This is a genomic window from Gemmobacter fulvus (genome assembly GCF_018798885.1).
In the GTDB taxonomy this organism is placed as follows: Bacteria; Pseudomonadota; Alphaproteobacteria; order Rhodobacterales; family Rhodobacteraceae; genus Gemmobacter; species Gemmobacter fulvus.
On the sequence record NZ_CP076361.1, the window covers coordinates 2,140,886 to 2,156,795 of the forward strand.

Genomic DNA, 15,910 nt, shown 5'->3' on the forward strand with positions numbered 1-15,910 from the left:
ATGTCCAAGACCTCTCGCCTGCTGCTGTCCAGTGCTGCGGCTCTGCTGCTGGCTTCTGCCAGCCCCGCATTGGCCGACAAGGCCAGCAATACGCTCAACGTCGCGTTTTCGGCGGAACCTGAACCGCTTGATACCTACAAGATCGCCGGACGCGAGGGGCTGATCCTGGCGCGGCATGTCTATGACGGGCTGCTCTACAAGGATCTGGAAAGCGGCACCTTCAAACCGGCGCTGGCCGAAAGCTGGGAACAGACCGGCCCGCTGACCATGGAATTCACGCTGCGCAAAGGGGTGAAGTTCCACAACGGTGCCGATTTCACCGCCGATGATGTGGTGGCGACGCTGGGCGCGGTGTCCGATCCGGCCTATGGCACCCGCTATGCGATTTCGGTCGACTGGATCGGCAAGGTTGAAAAGCTTGATAGCCACAAGGTCCGCATCACCATGGCCAAGCCCTTTGCCGGGGCCATCGAAATGCTGGCCGATGCGCTGCCGATCTATCCGCAGGCAGAGTTTGCCGCCACAGGCTCGGAAGGCATGGCGCGCAATCCGGTCGGCACCGGCCCCTACCGGCTGGTCGAACAGGAGCCGGGCGTGCGTTATGTGCTGGAACGCTTTGCCGATCATTATGCGGGCAGCCCGAAAAGCGGCGCCACCATCGACCGCATCGTGGTGCGCACCATCCCCGAGATGAACACCCAATATGCCGAGCTGATGTCGGGCGCGCTGGACTGGATCTGGCGCATCCCACCGGATCAGGCGGCACAGCTGGAAAGCCGGGTGCAGGTGGTGTCGGCGCCGATCATCCGCATTTCCTTTGTGAACTTCGCGCTGCAAGACGGCACGCCCCTGGCGGACAAGCGGGTGCGGCAGGCGATCCTGCACGCCGTGAACCGGCAGGCCATCGTCGATGCCTTTGCGGGCGGCGCGTCCGAAGTGCTGAAAGCCGCCTGCAATCCGGTGCAATTCGGCTGTGCGCAGGATGTGACGACCTATGAATACGCCCCCGAAAAGGCCAAGGCGCTGCTGGCCGAGGCGGGTCTGGCCGATGGCTTTACCCTGCCCATGGTCTTTGCCGCCATGCCGCGCCCGGTGGCCGAGGCGGTGGCCGCCGATCTGGCCAAGGTCGGCATCACCCTGCAACTGGACGAGCTGCAATATGCGGCAGGTGTGGGCAAATGGCGCGAAGGGCAGGTGCCGGCCTTCTTCTCCAACTGGGGCAGCTATGGCATTGGCGATGTGGTGTTCACCCTGTCCAACTTCTTTGGCGGCGGGGCGGATGACCTGCTGAAAGACCCCGAGCTGACGGAATGGCTGACGCTGGCCGATACCTCCACCGATCCGGCGGTGCGGCAGGAGGCCTATGCCAAGGCGCTGAAAAAGATCGCGGACGAGGCGCTGTGGATGCCGATGTATGGCTTCAACGTGAATTACGGCCTGTCGAATGATCTGAGCTTCACGCCGCACCCGGATGAATTCGCCCGGTTCTGGCAAGCCTCCTGGAAATGACGCAGCCGGGTGCCGCGCAGGCGGCACCCCTTGCCCCATATGGAGGTTTCGGATGGTGTCCTATCTTTTCAGGCGGCTGGTCGTCGCCTTCTGCGTCTGCATCGCTGTGTCGATGCTCAGCTTCGGGCTGATGTTCATGGCGGGCGATCCGTCGATTGCCATTGCCGGGCAGGGCGGCAGTGCCGCCGATGCCGAGGCGGTGCGCGCGGCCTATGGCTTTGACCGGCCTTTCCTTGTGCAATATCTGGATTGGATCGGCAGCGCCTTGCTGGGCGATTTCGGCCAGAGCATCTATTTCCACATTCCGGTGACCGAAATCATCGGCAACCGCCTGCCTGTCACCTTGCAACTGGGCGCGCTGTCCTTCGGGCTGGCGCTGGTGCTGGCGGTGCCGCTGGGCATCGCCGCTGCGCTTAAGCCCAATGGGCTGGTGGACCGGCTGGCGCTGGTGCTGGCCGTTACCGGGCAGGCGGTGCCGAGCTTCTGGCTGGGCCTGATGGCGATTGTGGTGTTCGGGGTCTGGTATGGGCTGGTGCCGATTTCGGGCGCGGACACCTGGCGCGGTTATATCCTGCCGGTGGTAGTGCTGACCTATTCGGCGCTGCCCGCCATGATGCGCATCACCCGGTCGGGCATGATTGATGTTCTGGCGGCGGATTACATCCGCACCGCTTATGCCAAGGGCCTGCCGCTGCGGATCGTGGTGTTGCGCCATGCCTTGCGCAATGCGGTGCTGCCGCTGGTGTCACTGGCGGCGGTGCAACTGGGCATCCTGCTGTCCGGCTCCATCGTGATTGAAAGCGTGTTCGCGCTGAACGGGCTGGGCCGACTGGCCTGGGAATCGCTGCTGCGCGCCGATCTGCCGGTGGTGCAGGCGATCATCCTGATCCTGTCGCTGGTCTATGTGGTACTGACCACAGCATCGGATCTGCTGAATGCCATGCTGGATCCGCGCATCCGGGGGGCACGCTGATGGCCGCAACCGACACATCCGCGCGCAACGCGTATCTGCGCCGCCTGCTGCGCAATTCCGGTGTCACGCTGGGCGGCGGCATCGTGGCGGCGATGATCCTGCTGGCGCTGCTGGCCCCGCTGATCGCGCCACACAGCCCGTTCGATCAGGATCTGACCCGCCGCTTTCTGCCGCCCTTCTGGCATGACCGCGCGGTGCCCGGGCATCTGCTGGGCACCGATCATCTGGGGCGGGATTACCTGTCGCGGCTGATCTATGGCAGCCGGATTTCGCTGGGGGTGGGCTTTGGCGTGATCCTCGTGTCTGGCAGCATCGGCATCACGCTGGGCCTGATCGCCGGATATTTCGGCGGCATTGCCGATATGGTCATCAGCTTTCTCATCACGACGCGGCTGTCCTTGCCCATCGTGCTGGTCGCGCTGGCGGCGGTGGCGCTGGGCGGGGCTTCGCTTGTCACGCTGATCACCGTGCTGGGGCTGCTGCTGTGGGATCGGTTCGCTGTGGTTACTCGTGCCGCTGCGCAATCGCTGCGCAGCCGCGAATTCATCAAGGGTCTGCACGCCATCGGTGCCAGCCCGGCGCGCATCCTGTTTCTGGAAATCCTGCCCAATATGCGCAGCGCCATCATCGTGGTGATCACGCTGGAGGTGGCGAATGTGATCCTGCTGGAGGCGGCGCTGTCGTTCCTCGGGCTGGGTGTGCGGCCACCCACCCCGTCCTGGGGGCTGATGATTGCCGAAGGGCGCGAGAATATCCTGTTCGATCCCTGGCTGATTGCCCTGCCGGGGGCGGCGCTTTGCATCCTTGTGCTGGCCGTCAACCTTCTGGGCGATGGTCTGCGCGATTTCACGGGGCCGAGGAAGAAATGATGGAAACCGTTCTCGATATTCGCGATCTGCGCGTGTCGATCCCCACCGATCACGGGCTGCTGCATGCGGTGCGCGGGGTCGATCTGTCGGTGCGGGCCGGGCAGACGCTGTGCCTTGTCGGCGAAAGCGGCTGCGGCAAATCCCTGACGGCGATGGCGCTGATGGGGCTGCTGCCCCGCCATGCCCAGACCGGGGCGGCGCGCTTTGCGCTGCTGGGGCAGGATTACGCAGGCCAGCCGCCTCAGGCGCGGGCGGCGTTGCGGAGGCGCGGCCTGTCGATGATCTTTCAGGATCCGATGACCGCGCTGAACCCGACGCTGACCATCGGGCGGCAACTGACCGAGGCGGTGATGTATCTGGATGGCCTGAGCCGGGCGGCGGCGACAGCCCGCGCCGTTGAGATGCTGGGCCGCGTGGGTATCGCCCAGCCCGCGCTGCGGCTGGGGCAATATCCGCATCAGTTTTCCGGCGGGCAGCGCCAGCGGCTGATGATTGCCATGGCGCTGATGGGGCAACCCAGACTGCTGATTGCGGATGAGCCGACAACCGCGCTGGATGTCACCATTCAGGCGCAGATCCTTGGTCTGCTCGCGGAATTGCAGCGCGATCTGGGACTGGCGATCCTGCTGATCACCCATGATCTGGGCGTGGTGGCGGCGGTCGCGCAGGAGGTGGCGGTGATGTATGCCGGGCGGATCGTCGAACATGGCCCGGCGACCGCGATCTTCGACCGGCCAGATCACCCCTATACTAGGGGGCTGATGGCGGCGATTCCGGTGCCGGGCCGCACCGCGCGGGGCAGTGATCTGCCCGCCATTCCCGGCAGCGTGCCGGGATTGATCGGGCCTCAGAGCGGCTGCGCCTTCCGGGCGCGCTGTGCCCATGCCGTTGCCGCCTGCGACAGCGATCCGGTGCCGCTGGTCTCCACGGCACCGGGCCGTCGCGCCGAATGTCACCGTCTTGCCGCAGGAGCCATCGGATGACCGTGCCCGCCATCACACTCGACCGCATTTCGAAAACCTTCACCGTCGCGCAGGGCCTGCTGCGCCGCCCTCGCCGCCTGACGGCAGTGCGCGATCTGTCATTGCAGGTGGCCGAGGGGCAGACCCTCGGGCTGGTGGGCGAAAGTGGCTGTGGCAAAAGCACGGTCATCAACCTGTTGCTGGGCCAGTTGTTGCCTGACAGTGGTGCGGTGCGGCTGATGGGCCGTGACATCCGTACCATCCCGGTGGCCGAGCGGGTGCGGCTGGTGCAGCCGGTGTTTCAGGATCCCAATGCCGCGCTGAACCCGGTGCGCCGCATCGCCGATCTGGTGGGACAGCCGCTGCGCCTGCATGGATCAGGCGGCGATGTGGCGACAGAGGTACGGCAGATCCTCGATCTGGTGGGCCTGCCCGCCCGGCTGGCCGAGGCCTATCCGGGCGAGCTGTCGGGCGGGCAGCGTCAGCGGGTCGCCATTGCCCGCGCGCTGATCCTGCGGCCAAAGATCCTGATCTGTGACGAGCCGACCTCGGCGCTGGATGTCTCGGTTCAGGCGCAGGTCATCAACCTGCTGCTGTCACTGCGGCGCGAGATGCAGCTGACCATGCTGTTCGTCAGCCACAACCTTGCGGTGATCGAACATCTGGCCGAGCGGGTGAGCGTGATGTATCTGGGCGAAAAGGTGGAAGAAAGCCCGACCGACGATCTGTTCCGCGCCGCGCGCCACCCCTATAGCCGCGCGCTGCTGGCGGCGACGCTGATGCCGCGGCCCGGCGCGGGCATCCCGCCGCTGCCGCTGGGGTTGGCGGCGGCAGATGCGATGAGCCTGGCCGGTGGCTGCGCCTTTGCGCCGCGCTGCCCTGCGGTAACCGCGCAGTGCCGGGCGCAGCGGCCCGCCCTCGTCACCGACGCAGATCACCAGATCCGCTGCCATCTGGCCTAGCGTTGTGGCGGCTCAGGGGGCCGCGCCGATGCTGCTGGGGCGGCACAGGAAGCACAGCTCGGTCCCGGCCCTGACCTTGCCGCTGGCAAAGATCACCGATCCGTCATGGGGGGCCAGAATCTCGGCCCCCGTGGCCCGGTGCCCGATCACCTCGCCCGCGCGCACCGGCGCGCCGGTGGGGAAGGCCCGGATCAGGCTGTCGGCGTCGCTTTCGGCAAAGATCGCCTCGCCGATTTCAAGGATCAGCGGTTTGGCGGGCGGCGGCCCGGCCTCTTGCGCAATCAGGCCAAGGGCAGCCAGACCGCGCGCGATGACCGAATAGGCAACTTCGACCGAGGCTGGATCCTTGTGCGGCCCGCATTCCACGGTGATCGCCGCCCCACCCGCAAAGCGCATGAATTCGGTGGTGCCGACCGCATGGCTGATCTGATCGGTACGCCCCTGATGCGCCAGTGCGGTCAGATGGGCGGGCATCCAGCCATGCACGGCGAAGGGCAGGCCGATCGCTTCGATCAGCGCCAGTTCGGTTGCGGGTTGCGCCCGGGGTTCCAGCGCGCTGCCGCTGCCCTCCGGGCCGAACAGGGCGAAGGCCGGTCCTTCCGCCGCAAAGGAATGCAGGTCGATCAGCACATCATGGGCGCGCAGCATCGGGCACAGCACATTGGCCACATGATCCTCGTTCACCATCGGCACCGGATAATCGCGCAGCGCGCGGTTCAGGTTGCGGTCCCCCTCGCGGCGGTCAAGCCGGTAGGCCATGGCATTGACCACCGGCAGGAAGGTGACGGAACCACAGAGCAGCTTGCGGCGGCCTGCACGGAACTCGGCGATCATGCGGGTGATGGCCTTGGGTCCACAGACCTCGTTGCCATGCACCGCGCCGGTGACGATCACGCGCGGGCCGGGGCGCAGGCTGTGGAAGGTGACGGATTCCATCGTATCGGGCGTGGCCAGCGGCGCTGTGGCATCGGTCGGGGTGGCGATGTCGACGATCATGCCCGGACGCAGGCGGCGGGCGAGGTTCAGCAATTCGTCATGCGGTACCGCCACGCAACCGGCGGTACCGGTCATCTCGGGGCGGGCGGCGTGCAGAAAGATGGCGCTGCCCGCCGCCGCATGCACCGCCGCATCGTTCCAGCCCAGCGGGATGAAGATGTCGAACAGTTTCGGCGCACGTTCGGGCGGCGGTTCGTTATGGCTGCGGGCGCGCATCCGGTTGTAATCGGGGCTGGCCGGGTTTTCGATCCAGTCATAGCTGTCGGGCTTGGGTTTGAACGGAAAGGCCATCGCCGCCATCTCGGCATCGGCAAAGACGCCCGGTTCGTAAAAGCCGTAGCGCAGCGCAAAGCGTCCGGCCGGGGTTGCGCCATCGCCTTCGCGCTTCAGCGCCGGATCCACGATACCCGAGCGGCCGACGGCGCAGGGCACCGTCCAGTCGCCAATGGTCAGCGTGCCGCGATGCGGGGCGGCGGCATCCTGTCCGGCGCGGACGGTGATGGTCAGATCCGGCCCGATTTCGGGAGCAGGCGCGGCGGCGAAGCAAAGGTCAGACATGGGATGTTCCGGCTTGAAGCAGATGGCAGCGGGCCTGATGGTCCGGCCCGATGTGGGTGAAGGCAGGCCCTTCGCCCGCGCGGCATCGGTCGAAGGCCAGCGGGCAGCGCGGGTTGAAGGCGCAGCCCGGCGGTGGGGCCAGTGCGCTGGGAATTTCTCCGCCAAGCCGGGCAGGAACCCGGTCGCGGTGCATCGGATCGGGGATCGCCGAGATCAGCGCCTGGGTATAGGGATGCGATGGGGCGGTGAAGATCTGCCGCCAGCCGCCGGTTTCCACGATGCGGCCCAGATACATCACGGCGATGCGGTCGCTCATGTGTTCAACCACGCCCAGATCATGCGAAATCAGCAAAAGCGCGATGCCAAGCCGGACTTTCAGCTCCAAGAGCAGATTGATGATCTGCGCCCGGATCGAGACATCCAGCGCCGATACCGGCTCGTCACAGATCACCAGTTTGGGGCGGAGGATCAGCGCGCGGGCGATGCACAGCCGCTGCCGCTGCCCGCCCGAAAATTCGTGCGGATAGCGGCTGGCCACGGCGGGGGCCATGCCGACCATGCCAAGCATCTCGGCCACGCGGGACTCGCGTTCCGACCGGCTGCCCATGCCATGCAGGCGCAGCGGCCCCGACAGGATCTCGCCGATGGTCTGGCGCGGGTTCAGCGAGGACATCGGATCCTGAAACACCATCTGTGCCGACCGGGCCAGTTGCAGCGGCGGCACCTTGGCCGGGCCGGTGATCTCGTGCCCATCCAGCCGGATCCGCCCCGCCGTGATGGGCACAAGGCCTAGCAGCGCCTGCGCGATGGAGGATTTGCCGCAGCCGCTTTCGCCGACAAGGCCCAAACATTCGCCGGGGCGCAGCGTCAGATCGACGCCATCCACCGCCTTGACCGCCATTGATTTTCCACGCCAGCCTTGCCAGACCGGGTAATGCACCTTCAGCCCCTCGACCGAGAGCAGCACGTCGGAGGCGAGGGCCGCCGTTTCGGGCGGGATCATTGCAGGATCAGACATGATGCAGGCACCGAACCCGGCCCTCCTCGGTCAATGCGGTCATGGGGATGCGCGCCGCGCGGCACTCTGCCGTCACCCGGGGGCAGCGCGGCGCAAAGCGGCAGCCCTGCGGAAAGTCGCGGATCGCCGGAACCACGCCGCCGATCTCGGTCAGTTTTTCCTGCCCGCGCTCCAGCCTGCGGCCCAGCCGGGGCAGCGCATCGACCAGACCGCGCGTGTAGGGATGCGCGGGGGCAGTGAAAATCTCGGTCGAGCCGCGCTCTTCGACAATCTGCCCGGCATACATAACAGCAACCCGGTTGCAGATCCGCGCCACCAGACCCAAATCATGCGAGATCATCATCACCGCCGTGCCCTTGGCCCGGCAAAGCTCCAGCACCAGCTCCACGATCTCGGCCTGAATGGTGACATCCAGTGCCGTGGTCGGCTCATCGGCAATCAGCAGCGCCGGGTCGCAGGCAAGCGCGATGGCGATCATCACCCGCTGCCGCATCCCGCCCGAAAGCTGATGCGGATAGGCATTGATGCGCCGCTCGGGGCTTGAGACCTGCACCTGTTCCAGCGCCTCGATGGCCTTCATCCGTGCCGCGCGCGCGCCAAGGCCGCGATGCAGAACGAACATCTCGCCGATCTGGTCGCCCACCGTCATCAGCGGGTTCAGCGCCGTCATCGGTTCCTGAAAGATCATCGACACCTTGTCGCCGCGCAGATGCCGCATCTCGGCGGCGGACAAGCGGGCCAGATCGCGGCCTTCCAGCAGGATCTGGCCGCCACTGACCGCCATTGGAGCCTGCAACAGCCCGGCGATGGCCAGCGCACACAGGCTTTTGCCACAGCCGGATTCACCCACAAGGCCAAAGACCTCGCCCCGGCCCACCGAGAAATTCACGCCGTCCACCGCCGAAAGCGGCGGCCCTTCGCCATGAAGGGCAATGGAGAGATCGCGGATATCGAGAATGGTATCGCTCATTTCCGGCCCTTCCCATGCGGATCCAGCAGATCGCGCAGGCCATCCCCCAGAAGGTTGAAGCCAAGCACGGCGGCAAACAGGGCCAGCCCCGGAAAGATCGCGACCCAGGGGGCCACCATCAGCTGTTCGCGCGCCGAAGACAGCATCCCACCCCAGCTCGGGTTCGGCGGCACCACGCCAAGGCCGAGGAAGGACAGCGAGGCCTCGGCCATGATCGCCGACCCCACGCCCATCGTCGCCACCACGATCAGCGGCCCGGCAATATTGGGCAGCAATTCGCGGAACATCACATGCAGCGGGCCGAACCCCATGGTGCGGGCCGATTGCACATAGTTCAGTGACTTCTGCGTCAGAACCTGCGCGCGCGAGATCCGGCAGCTATAGGCCCAGTCGGTCATGCCAAGTGCAATCAGCAGGCTGAGCAGCCCCGGCCCGAGGATTGCCATCAAGGCCAGCGCAAAGACGATGGTGGGGATCGACAGCATCAGGTTGGTCAGGCCCTGCACCACCTCGTCCCACCAGCCGCCCAGATAACCGGCCGACAGGCCGAGCGACACACCGATGGCGGTGTTCATCACCTGCACCGCCAGCCCGATGAACAGCGAGATGCGCGCGCCATAGACCATGCGGGAAAAGATGTCGCGGCCTTGTTCATCGGTGCCCAGCCAGAACTGTGCGCCGGGTGGTTCTTCGGCATACATCAGATTGGCCGAGGTCACGGGGTCATAGGGGGCCAGAAAAGGCGCAAAGATGGCCAGCAGCGCGATCAGAACGATGATCCCGCCACCGACATACAGGTTGGCTCCGGCTTTCATGGCGGCCTCCTCAGCGGTAACGGATGCGCGGATCGACCACCAGATAGGCAAGGTCGACCAGCGTGTTGATCAGAAGGAAGAACAGCACGATCACCAGAATCGTGCCCTGCACCGCCGGAATGTCGCGCAGTCCGACCGAGTCGATCAGCAGCGACCCGACGCCCGGCCAGGCGAAGAGTTTTTCCACCACCACCGAGCCGCCCAGCATGGAGCCGAATTGCAGCCCGATCGTGGTCAGCACCAGCACAAAGGCATTGCGGGCCAGATGGCGCAGCACCAGACGCCGCTCTGACATGCCTTTGGAACGCGCGGTGCGGATGAAATCGGAGTTCAGCGTTTCCAGCACCGCCGCACGGGTGGTGCGGGCCAGCAGTGCCATGGGCGCGATGCCCAGCGTGATCGCAGGCAGAATCAGGTGGCTCAGCCCGCCCCCGCCATAACCGAAGGTGGGCAGCCAGTGCAGTTTCAGCGAAAACAGATACATCAGCAACAACCCGGCCCAGAAGCCCGGCACCGACAGGCCAGAGACGGCAAGGGTCATCGCGGCGGTATCAAGCCAGCTGCCCCGGCGCATCGCGGCGAAAAAGCCAAGCGGCAGGCCGATGCAGACCGCGAACAGGATCGCGGCACAGGCCAGCCGCAGCGAGGCCCAGATCCGCCCGCCCAGCATGTCGGCCACGGGCCGTTTGGTGGCGTAAGAGGTGCCAAGATCGCCGGTCGCCAGCCCGGCGACATAGCGCCCGAACCGCTGTGGAAGTGGATCGTTCAGGCCCAGCTCGGTCTCGATCCGCGCCAGCACCTCGGCAGACACATCGCGCTTGTCGGCCTGAAGCGACGAGGCATAGGTGCCCGGAATGACACTGAACAACAAAAAGACCAGAGTGACGACAACAAAGACGGTTAGCGCAGCCTGAACAAGCCGCCTGAGAAGAACATTCAACATGGCACATCCACGGGCTGACGGGGCTGGCGTGTGAGGGGCGGTCGAGGCCGCCCCCCGGTGGGCAGATCAGCGCGTGGGCGCGGTTTCGTCCAGCCAGACCTGATCGACCTCGATGATCGCGGCCTCGGTCACATTGGCATCGACGCCATGCACCCAAGGCTGCGTCGCCAGCACCGCCTTGTTGTAATTGTGGAACCAGACCGGCGCCTGCTCAAAGATATAGGCATCGGCCTTGCGCACCAGCGCCACGCGCTCTGCCGGGTCAAGCGTGGCCACGGCCTCGTCCAGCATGGCGTCGAAGGCCGGATCCTTGAAGCCCGCCCGGTTGGTCGAGCGCGGGCGGCGGCTGTCAAAGCTTCGCAGCGCCGAGACCGGATCGGGGCCGGTGCCGTTGGAGCGGAACCAGGCCGGGGCCTCGCCCTTGTTGATTGCCTCTACCAGCACACCCGCCTCGACCACCTTTGGCGTCACGGTGATGCCCACGGCGGCAAGGAACGGCGTCATCGCCTGCAACACACCCAGCGAGGAGGTCGCATCCGTCACCCATGCCTCGAAGCTGACGCCATCGGCCAGTCCGGCCTCGGCCAGCAGCGCCTTGGCCTTTTCGGGGTCAAAGGCATAGGCCTGACGGTCGGGATCAAAGCCGGACGAGGGCGTGGGCAGCCAGCCGACCGCCTTGAACGCCTTGTTCTTCAACAGTTTCTGGATGATGATGTCACGGTCGATGGCATAGTTGATCGCCTGCCGCACCCGCACATCGTCAAACGGTTTCATGTCGAGGTTCATGCCCATGTGGCGGGTGAACATCTCGGCAATCTCGATCAGGCCCTTCGACAGCTCGGGATCCTGCGCGTACATCACATAGCCGTTTTCCGACAGCACCGTCGCGTCGATCTCGCCCGCACGGAAGGCCACGTCCAGCGCCGAATAATCATCGGTGATGGTGAAGGCGATGGCATCGGCATAGGGCTTGCCCGCCTTGAAATACTTGTCGAATTTCTTGCCCGAGATGCGCGAGCCTTCGACATGGTCGACAAAGGTGAAGGGGCCGCAGCCGACCGGGTTCGACAGGAAGTTGCCCCCCTCCACCGCCTCGCGCGGCAGGATCGCGGTCACCGCCTCGAACAGCAGATAGCCGGGGTCGACAAAGCTTTCGAAGCTGATCGAGAAGGTCAGATCGTCGATCCTGACGAGGCCCGCCACTGAATCGGCCTTGCCATCCATGTAGTCCTGCGCGCCGAGGATGTTTTGCAGGTTGGAAATGGCCGACAGGCTGCTGCCCGGTGCGAGGATGCGCGAATAGGACCAGATCACGTCATCGGCCGCCAGTTGACGGCCATTGTGGAAAAAGATGTTGTCATGCAGCTTGTAGGTAAAGGTCTTGCCATCCTCGCTGCGTGTCACTTCGGTGGCCAGTTCCGGCACCACCGAATTGGTCGCCGAATCCCAGTTGTAGAGCGAACGGTGGAACGCCTTCGACACCGCCATATCCTGCGATTCATAGGTGGCATGGGGATCAAGGCTTTGCAGCGCCGATCCGAAGGGGGCCACCATCTGCAAGGTGCCGCCGGGGCGCGGCGTGCCCGCCTCCTGCGCGCGGACCGCAAAGGGGGTGACACCGACAGCGGCGGCGGCGGTGCTGGCAAGCATCGCGGCCAGCATGCGGCGGCGGCTCAGGATCAGCGAGGCGGGTGTATGGGGCATGGGCAGCTTCCTGTTGATTGGTTTTATGTGTTTTTGAATGGTGGTGGCTCAGCCGAAGGCCTCGGCCACAAAGGCGCGGGCAAAGGCGGGCAGGGTGCCGGTGTGATCCGCTGCCGCCTGCCCTTCGGTCATCACGGCTAGGGTTGCGGCACGGCCATCGGGGGCGGCGAGCGAGACCACATCATGCCGGGTCCAGGAGGTATGGCCCGCCTTGGACCAGACCTTGAACCCGGCAGGAATCCCCCCGGTCAGAAAACCGCCGATCTGATCGCCCTCGGGGTCTGGCCCGGCGTCGCGCTGCCAGTCGCGCGCCAGACGGCGGGCCATCCAGTCGCGACCCGGCAGTGCGCCGCGCAGCATGTCATGCAGCATCCCGGCGCAGGCACTGGCAGACAGGTGATTGCCGGGCCGGATCTGCCGGGCCTGCCGGGCGCGGCCATAGGGGCTGTCTTCATAGGTGGAGTGGATCAGGTGGATGCCGTCAAGCGCCGGGAGGTTCAGCCCGTCCAGCCAGTCCTGCACCTGACGCCGGGCGGTCACCCAGGCCTCCAGCTCTGCCGGGGGCAACATGGGGCCGTCAAAGGCCCCGGTCAGGCGGCCCAGAAGATAGGTCGTCGCATCATTCGATGAAATGCCGATCATCGCTTCGGTCGCGCGGTGATCCTCGTCATCCAGCACGATCCGGCCTGCTGCCTCGAACGCGGCCAGTGCGGCAAGATAGAACATCTTGCAGACCGAGGCCGGATAGATCTGCTGATCGCCACGATGCTGCCAGACGGTTTGCGCCGCGAAAGGGCCGGGATCGGCGGCAACCAGCGCCCGGTCATAGAGGCAGGCGCTGACGGCCACCTGACCGGCCCCGAACGCCCCATTCGCCGCCTCCAGCAAAGCGGCAAGCCCGGCTTCGGCGGCGCGGTTCAGGGTTGGGTTGCTGGTCTCGGCGGGCATGAGTTGCGGACCTCGGGGCTAAAAAATGGCGGTTCCCTGCCAGAATGCTAAGCGCCCGATGACCGCAGAGGATATAGAAAAGGCTATTTAACTTCATTCATATTCGATATGGGAGTTTGTGCCGGGCGCATAAATCCGGCGCCGTAAATCTGGGGCCAAAACATCTGGGGCATGGGATGAAGCCGGACCTGAACCTGCGACAGGTGGATATTTTCCGCGCCATCGTGAAATTCGGCACCGTCACGGCGGCAGCGGCGGCGCTGGGATCCTCGCAACCCACCATCACGCGTGAATTGCTGCGGCTGGAATCGACCGTGGGCTTCCAGCTGTTCGACCGGCGGCGGCAGCGGCTGCATCCGACCGCGCGGGCCTTGAAGCTTTATCATGCCATTGAAGAGGCCTATTCCGGTCTCGACAAGATCAACTCCTCGCTGCACCGGATGCGCGCCGCCTATGGTGAGATCTTGCAGATCTCGACCCTGCCCACCTTTGCGCAAAGCCTGTTGCCCGAGGCAGTGGCGCGGTTGCAGAAAGAGGCACCGGGGCTGACGGTCGAGATCGATAATGGCGATCCGCGCAATCAGTCGCCGATCTCGGGCTTCAATTTCGACATCGGCCTGATCGAAGGCGAATATGACGATCCCACCACCGAGGTGATCCGGCTGGGCACATTCCGGCAGGTCTGCCTGATCCCGGCAGGGCATCCGCTGGCCTCGGGTGATGGCCCGTTGGCCTTGCAGGATTTCGAGGATCAGGCCTTTGTATCGCTGGGCCCGAACGATCCCTATCGGCTGATCCTCGACCGGATGTTCGACGCGGAAGGGGTGACGCGGCGGATGCCGGTCATCATGCAATCGGCCAATGGTGCCTGCGAGATGGTGCAGCGCGGCATCGGCGTGACCATCCTCAACCCGCTGACCGCGCTGGGCTATCTGGGCGAGAAGGCGGTGCTGCGCGCCTTTGGCCCGGCCCCGGGGTTTGTGGTGTCGGCGCTGCATCCGGTGGATCGGCCCTGGGTGGACAGTGCGGGCCGTCTTGCGGGCCATCTGAAAACAATCTGCGCCGAGGCGCGCCAGCGCCTCAAGGGGCTGAACCTGCTCTGACCCGTCAGTCCGCCATCGGCCCGTGATAGGGAATGGCACGGGCCAGCAAGCAGCCAAGGGTAAGGCCCGCCACCGCACCATCCTCTGTGCGGCGGATGCGGAGCGTCCATTCGCCGGGCGGTGCGGCATCCATGGCGCGGCGGCTCGTCACCACCCACAGATCGCGCGCCAGAGGATACATCCGCTCCATCGGCCCGACCCCCAACATGCCGTCAAAGCCGATGCTGGCCGCGCCGTCGCGCGCCTCGATCACCAGACCTGCGCCGATCTCGTCCGACCAGTAGCGCCCGACGATATCCCCGGCCTCGGCCCGCAGCAGCGGGTGCAGGTGGCTGGCGCTGACGGTCAGGTTTTCGGCCGGCCGTGTCATCCGCAGGGTATCGCCTGCCCGATCCAACACCAGACCACCGGGGCCTTCGGCGCGGGTGGCGGATACCGGGCGCAGGGTGGCCGGTGACACGGCATAGTGCAGCCGCACCCCGTCTGGCACATTGCGGGTGCGCAGGAACAGATCGTTGTCATGGTCATACCAAAGCCCGTCCCAGCCTTGCCCCGGTTCGGCGGCGGCGGCGGGCGGTGCCGACAGCGCGGCAGTCATCAGCCCTTCGGCGGCCCGCATGGCGCTGGCCTCGTGGTTGAAGATCACCACCACTGACAAACGCGCCGCCGCGACATGCAGGCGGAACGAGCAGAACCCGCGCACGCCGCCGCCATGGCCGGTCAGGGCATGGCCCGCATGCCTGTAGCGGCGCAGGCCGTAACCATAGGGTGCGGGCATGCCATCGGCAAAGGTGACCGGGGCCGAGATGCGGCTGTAAAGCCCGGCAGCATCGGCGCGGCTGGCGTCGATATGGGCCTCCCACGCCAGCATGTCGTCCAGCGAGGCGACAACCCCGGAATCGCCAAACCAGGTGATGGCGCTTTCGGCGGGCAGAAAGCCCACTTCGTCATTGCCCTCATAGCCGATCACCTGATCCACGCGGTCGCGCATGTCGGCGGCCAGCTGCGCGCTGGGCATCCCGGCGGGGCGCAGGATCCGTTCCGCCAGAAGCGCGCCGAAATCGCGGCCGGTGGCGCGCTGGATCAGCTCTGCCAGCAGGCGGAAATTGCCGTTGCAGTATGAAAACTGCGCCCCGGGCGCGAAATGGCCAGAGCGCGCCTGCGCCAGAAGGGTGCGCCCGTCCTGTTCGGTGAAGAGGCCTTCGGGGGCGGCCCCGTGCAGCACCGTCAGCGCCCAGTAATCGCGCAGGCCGGACTGGTTGTGGCACAGCTGCGCCACGGTCGGCAGCGGGCCTCGGAAATTCGGCAGCAAATCGGGCAGCAACGGGTCCAGCGCCTCTGGCGTGCTGAACAGATCCAGCAGCAAGGCGCAGGTCATCTGTTTCGAAATCGAGCAGATCGGCATCCGCCGCGTAGCTGTCATCGGCAGGCGGGCCGCCATATCGGCATGGCCCCAGGCGCGGCGCGCAATCACGCGGCCCTCATGCACCACGCCCGCCACGCCGCCCGGCCCGCGATACTGGTCGGGCAGCAGATCCAACGCGCTGTCCAGCGCCGACAGGTCGATGACGGCCATGGTC

General features: G+C 65.8%; 14 protein-coding genes. 6 read left to right on the forward strand and 8 right to left on the reverse strand.

The window, feature by feature from the left end; all coding sequences use genetic code 11:
* Genes KM031_RS10360 through KM031_RS10380 form a run of 5 tightly spaced genes read left to right on the forward strand, consistent with a single transcriptional unit; the run spans position 1 to position 5,275 of the window.
* Entirely contained in the window at positions 1-1,509 is a 1,509-nt protein-coding gene (locus KM031_RS10360; protein WP_215504969.1) for an ABC transporter substrate-binding protein, read from the forward strand.
* Between the two features lie 52 nt (positions 1,510-1,561).
* On the forward strand, positions 1,562-2,482 hold the full coding sequence (locus KM031_RS10365; protein ID WP_215504968.1) for an ABC transporter permease: 921 nt from the start codon (positions 1,562-1,564) through the stop codon (positions 2,480-2,482).
* Complete coding sequence (locus KM031_RS10370; RefSeq protein WP_215504967.1) at positions 2,482-3,351, forward strand: ABC transporter permease; 870 nt, start codon at positions 2,482-2,484, stop codon at positions 3,349-3,351. The genes KM031_RS10365 and KM031_RS10370 overlap by 1 nt, the downstream gene beginning before the upstream one ends.
* On the forward strand, positions 3,351-4,334 hold the full coding sequence (locus KM031_RS10375) for an ABC transporter ATP-binding protein (RefSeq protein WP_246567010.1): 984 nt from the start codon (positions 3,351-3,353) through the stop codon (positions 4,332-4,334). Before KM031_RS10370 ends, KM031_RS10375 begins: the two co-directional genes overlap by 1 nt.
* A complete protein-coding gene (locus tag KM031_RS10380; protein WP_215504965.1) occupies positions 4,331-5,275 on the forward strand; it encodes an oligopeptide/dipeptide ABC transporter ATP-binding protein in 945 nt (314 codons plus the stop codon). Before KM031_RS10375 ends, KM031_RS10380 begins: the two co-directional genes overlap by 4 nt.
* A gap of 12 nt (positions 5,276-5,287) precedes the next feature.
* Here KM031_RS10380 and KM031_RS10385 read toward each other — a convergent pair whose 3' ends face one another.
* From KM031_RS10385 to KM031_RS10415, 7 genes are all read right to left on the reverse strand, one after another.
* Positions 5,288-6,829, reverse strand: coding sequence for a L,D-transpeptidase family protein (locus tag KM031_RS10385; RefSeq protein WP_215504964.1), 1,542 nt, complete (start codon positions 6,827-6,829; stop codon positions 5,288-5,290).
* Positions 6,822-7,847: an ABC transporter ATP-binding protein gene (locus KM031_RS10390; RefSeq protein WP_215504963.1), complete on the reverse strand. Its 1,026-nt coding sequence runs from the start codon at positions 7,845-7,847 to the stop codon at positions 6,822-6,824. The genes KM031_RS10385 and KM031_RS10390 overlap by 8 nt, the downstream gene beginning before the upstream one ends.
* Positions 7,840-8,817 carry an ABC transporter ATP-binding protein gene (locus KM031_RS10395; protein WP_215504962.1) on the reverse strand — a complete coding sequence of 326 codons (978 nt, stop codon included), beginning with the start codon at positions 8,815-8,817 and terminating at the stop codon, positions 7,840-7,842. Before KM031_RS10395 ends, KM031_RS10390 begins: the two co-directional genes overlap by 8 nt.
* Positions 8,814-9,632, reverse strand: a complete 819-nt coding sequence (locus tag KM031_RS10400) for an ABC transporter permease (protein ID WP_215504961.1) — start codon at positions 9,630-9,632, stop codon at positions 8,814-8,816. Before KM031_RS10400 ends, KM031_RS10395 begins: the two co-directional genes overlap by 4 nt.
* 10 nt (positions 9,633-9,642) lie before the next feature.
* Positions 9,643-10,575 (reverse strand): ABC transporter permease, encoded by a 933-nt coding sequence (locus KM031_RS10405; RefSeq protein ID WP_215504960.1) that lies wholly within the window; start codon positions 10,573-10,575, stop codon positions 9,643-9,645.
* 66 nt (positions 10,576-10,641) lie between these two features.
* On the reverse strand, positions 10,642-12,279 hold the full coding sequence (locus KM031_RS10410; protein ID WP_215504959.1) for an ABC transporter substrate-binding protein: 1,638 nt from the start codon (positions 12,277-12,279) through the stop codon (positions 10,642-10,644).
* Positions 12,280-12,327: 48 nt separating this feature from the next.
* Positions 12,328-13,227, reverse strand: a complete 900-nt coding sequence (locus KM031_RS10415) for a serine hydrolase (RefSeq protein WP_215504958.1) — start codon at positions 13,225-13,227, stop codon at positions 12,328-12,330.
* Positions 13,228-13,403: 176 nt separating this feature from the next.
* On the opposite strand from KM031_RS10415, the gene KM031_RS10420 reads away from it, so the two are divergent.
* On the forward strand, positions 13,404-14,330 hold the full coding sequence (locus KM031_RS10420; protein WP_215504957.1) for a LysR substrate-binding domain-containing protein: 927 nt from the start codon (positions 13,404-13,406) through the stop codon (positions 14,328-14,330).
* 4 nt (positions 14,331-14,334) lie between these two features.
* Here the strand turns inward: KM031_RS10420 and KM031_RS10425 are convergent, their stop codons facing one another.
* Positions 14,335-15,906 (reverse strand): D-aminopeptidase, encoded by a 1,572-nt coding sequence (locus KM031_RS10425; RefSeq protein ID WP_215504956.1) that lies wholly within the window; start codon positions 15,904-15,906, stop codon positions 14,335-14,337.
* Between the last annotated feature and the right edge of the window lie 4 nt (positions 15,907-15,910).

Excerpts from the sequence above, each read along its gene's own strand:
- KM031_RS10405 (WP_215504960.1), bottom strand. The coding sequence starts at position 10,575 with ATGTTGAATGTTCTTCTCAGGCGGCTTGTTCAGGCTGCGCTAACCGTC.
- KM031_RS10395 (WP_215504962.1), bottom strand. The coding sequence starts at position 8,817 with ATGAGCGATACCATTCTCGATATCCGCGATCTCTCCATTGCCCTTCAT.
- KM031_RS10400 (WP_215504961.1), bottom strand. The coding sequence starts at position 9,632 with ATGAAAGCCGGAGCCAACCTGTATGTCGGTGGCGGGATCATCGTTCTG.
- KM031_RS10385 (WP_215504964.1), bottom strand. The coding sequence starts at position 6,829 with ATGTCTGACCTTTGCTTCGCCGCCGCGCCTGCTCCCGAAATCGGGCCG.
- KM031_RS10420 (WP_215504957.1), top strand. The coding sequence starts at position 13,404 with ATGAAGCCGGACCTGAACCTGCGACAGGTGGATATTTTCCGCGCCATC.
- KM031_RS10370 (WP_215504967.1), top strand. The coding sequence starts at position 2,482 with ATGGCCGCAACCGACACATCCGCGCGCAACGCGTATCTGCGCCGCCTG.
- KM031_RS10390 (WP_215504963.1), bottom strand. The coding sequence starts at position 7,847 with ATGTCTGATCCTGCAATGATCCCGCCCGAAACGGCGGCCCTCGCCTCC.
- KM031_RS10360 (WP_215504969.1), top strand. The coding sequence starts at position 1 with ATGTCCAAGACCTCTCGCCTGCTGCTGTCCAGTGCTGCGGCTCTGCTG.
- KM031_RS10365 (WP_215504968.1), top strand. The coding sequence starts at position 1,562 with ATGGTGTCCTATCTTTTCAGGCGGCTGGTCGTCGCCTTCTGCGTCTGC.
- KM031_RS10375 (WP_246567010.1), top strand. The coding sequence starts at position 3,351 with ATGGAAACCGTTCTCGATATTCGCGATCTGCGCGTGTCGATCCCCACC.
- KM031_RS10410 (WP_215504959.1), bottom strand. The coding sequence starts at position 12,279 with ATGCCCCATACACCCGCCTCGCTGATCCTGAGCCGCCGCCGCATGCTG.
- KM031_RS10415 (WP_215504958.1), bottom strand. The coding sequence starts at position 13,227 with ATGCCCGCCGAGACCAGCAACCCAACCCTGAACCGCGCCGCCGAAGCC.
- KM031_RS10425 (WP_215504956.1), bottom strand. The coding sequence starts at position 15,906 with ATGGCCGTCATCGACCTGTCGGCGCTGGACAGCGCGTTGGATCTGCTG.
- KM031_RS10380 (WP_215504965.1), top strand. The coding sequence starts at position 4,331 with ATGACCGTGCCCGCCATCACACTCGACCGCATTTCGAAAACCTTCACC.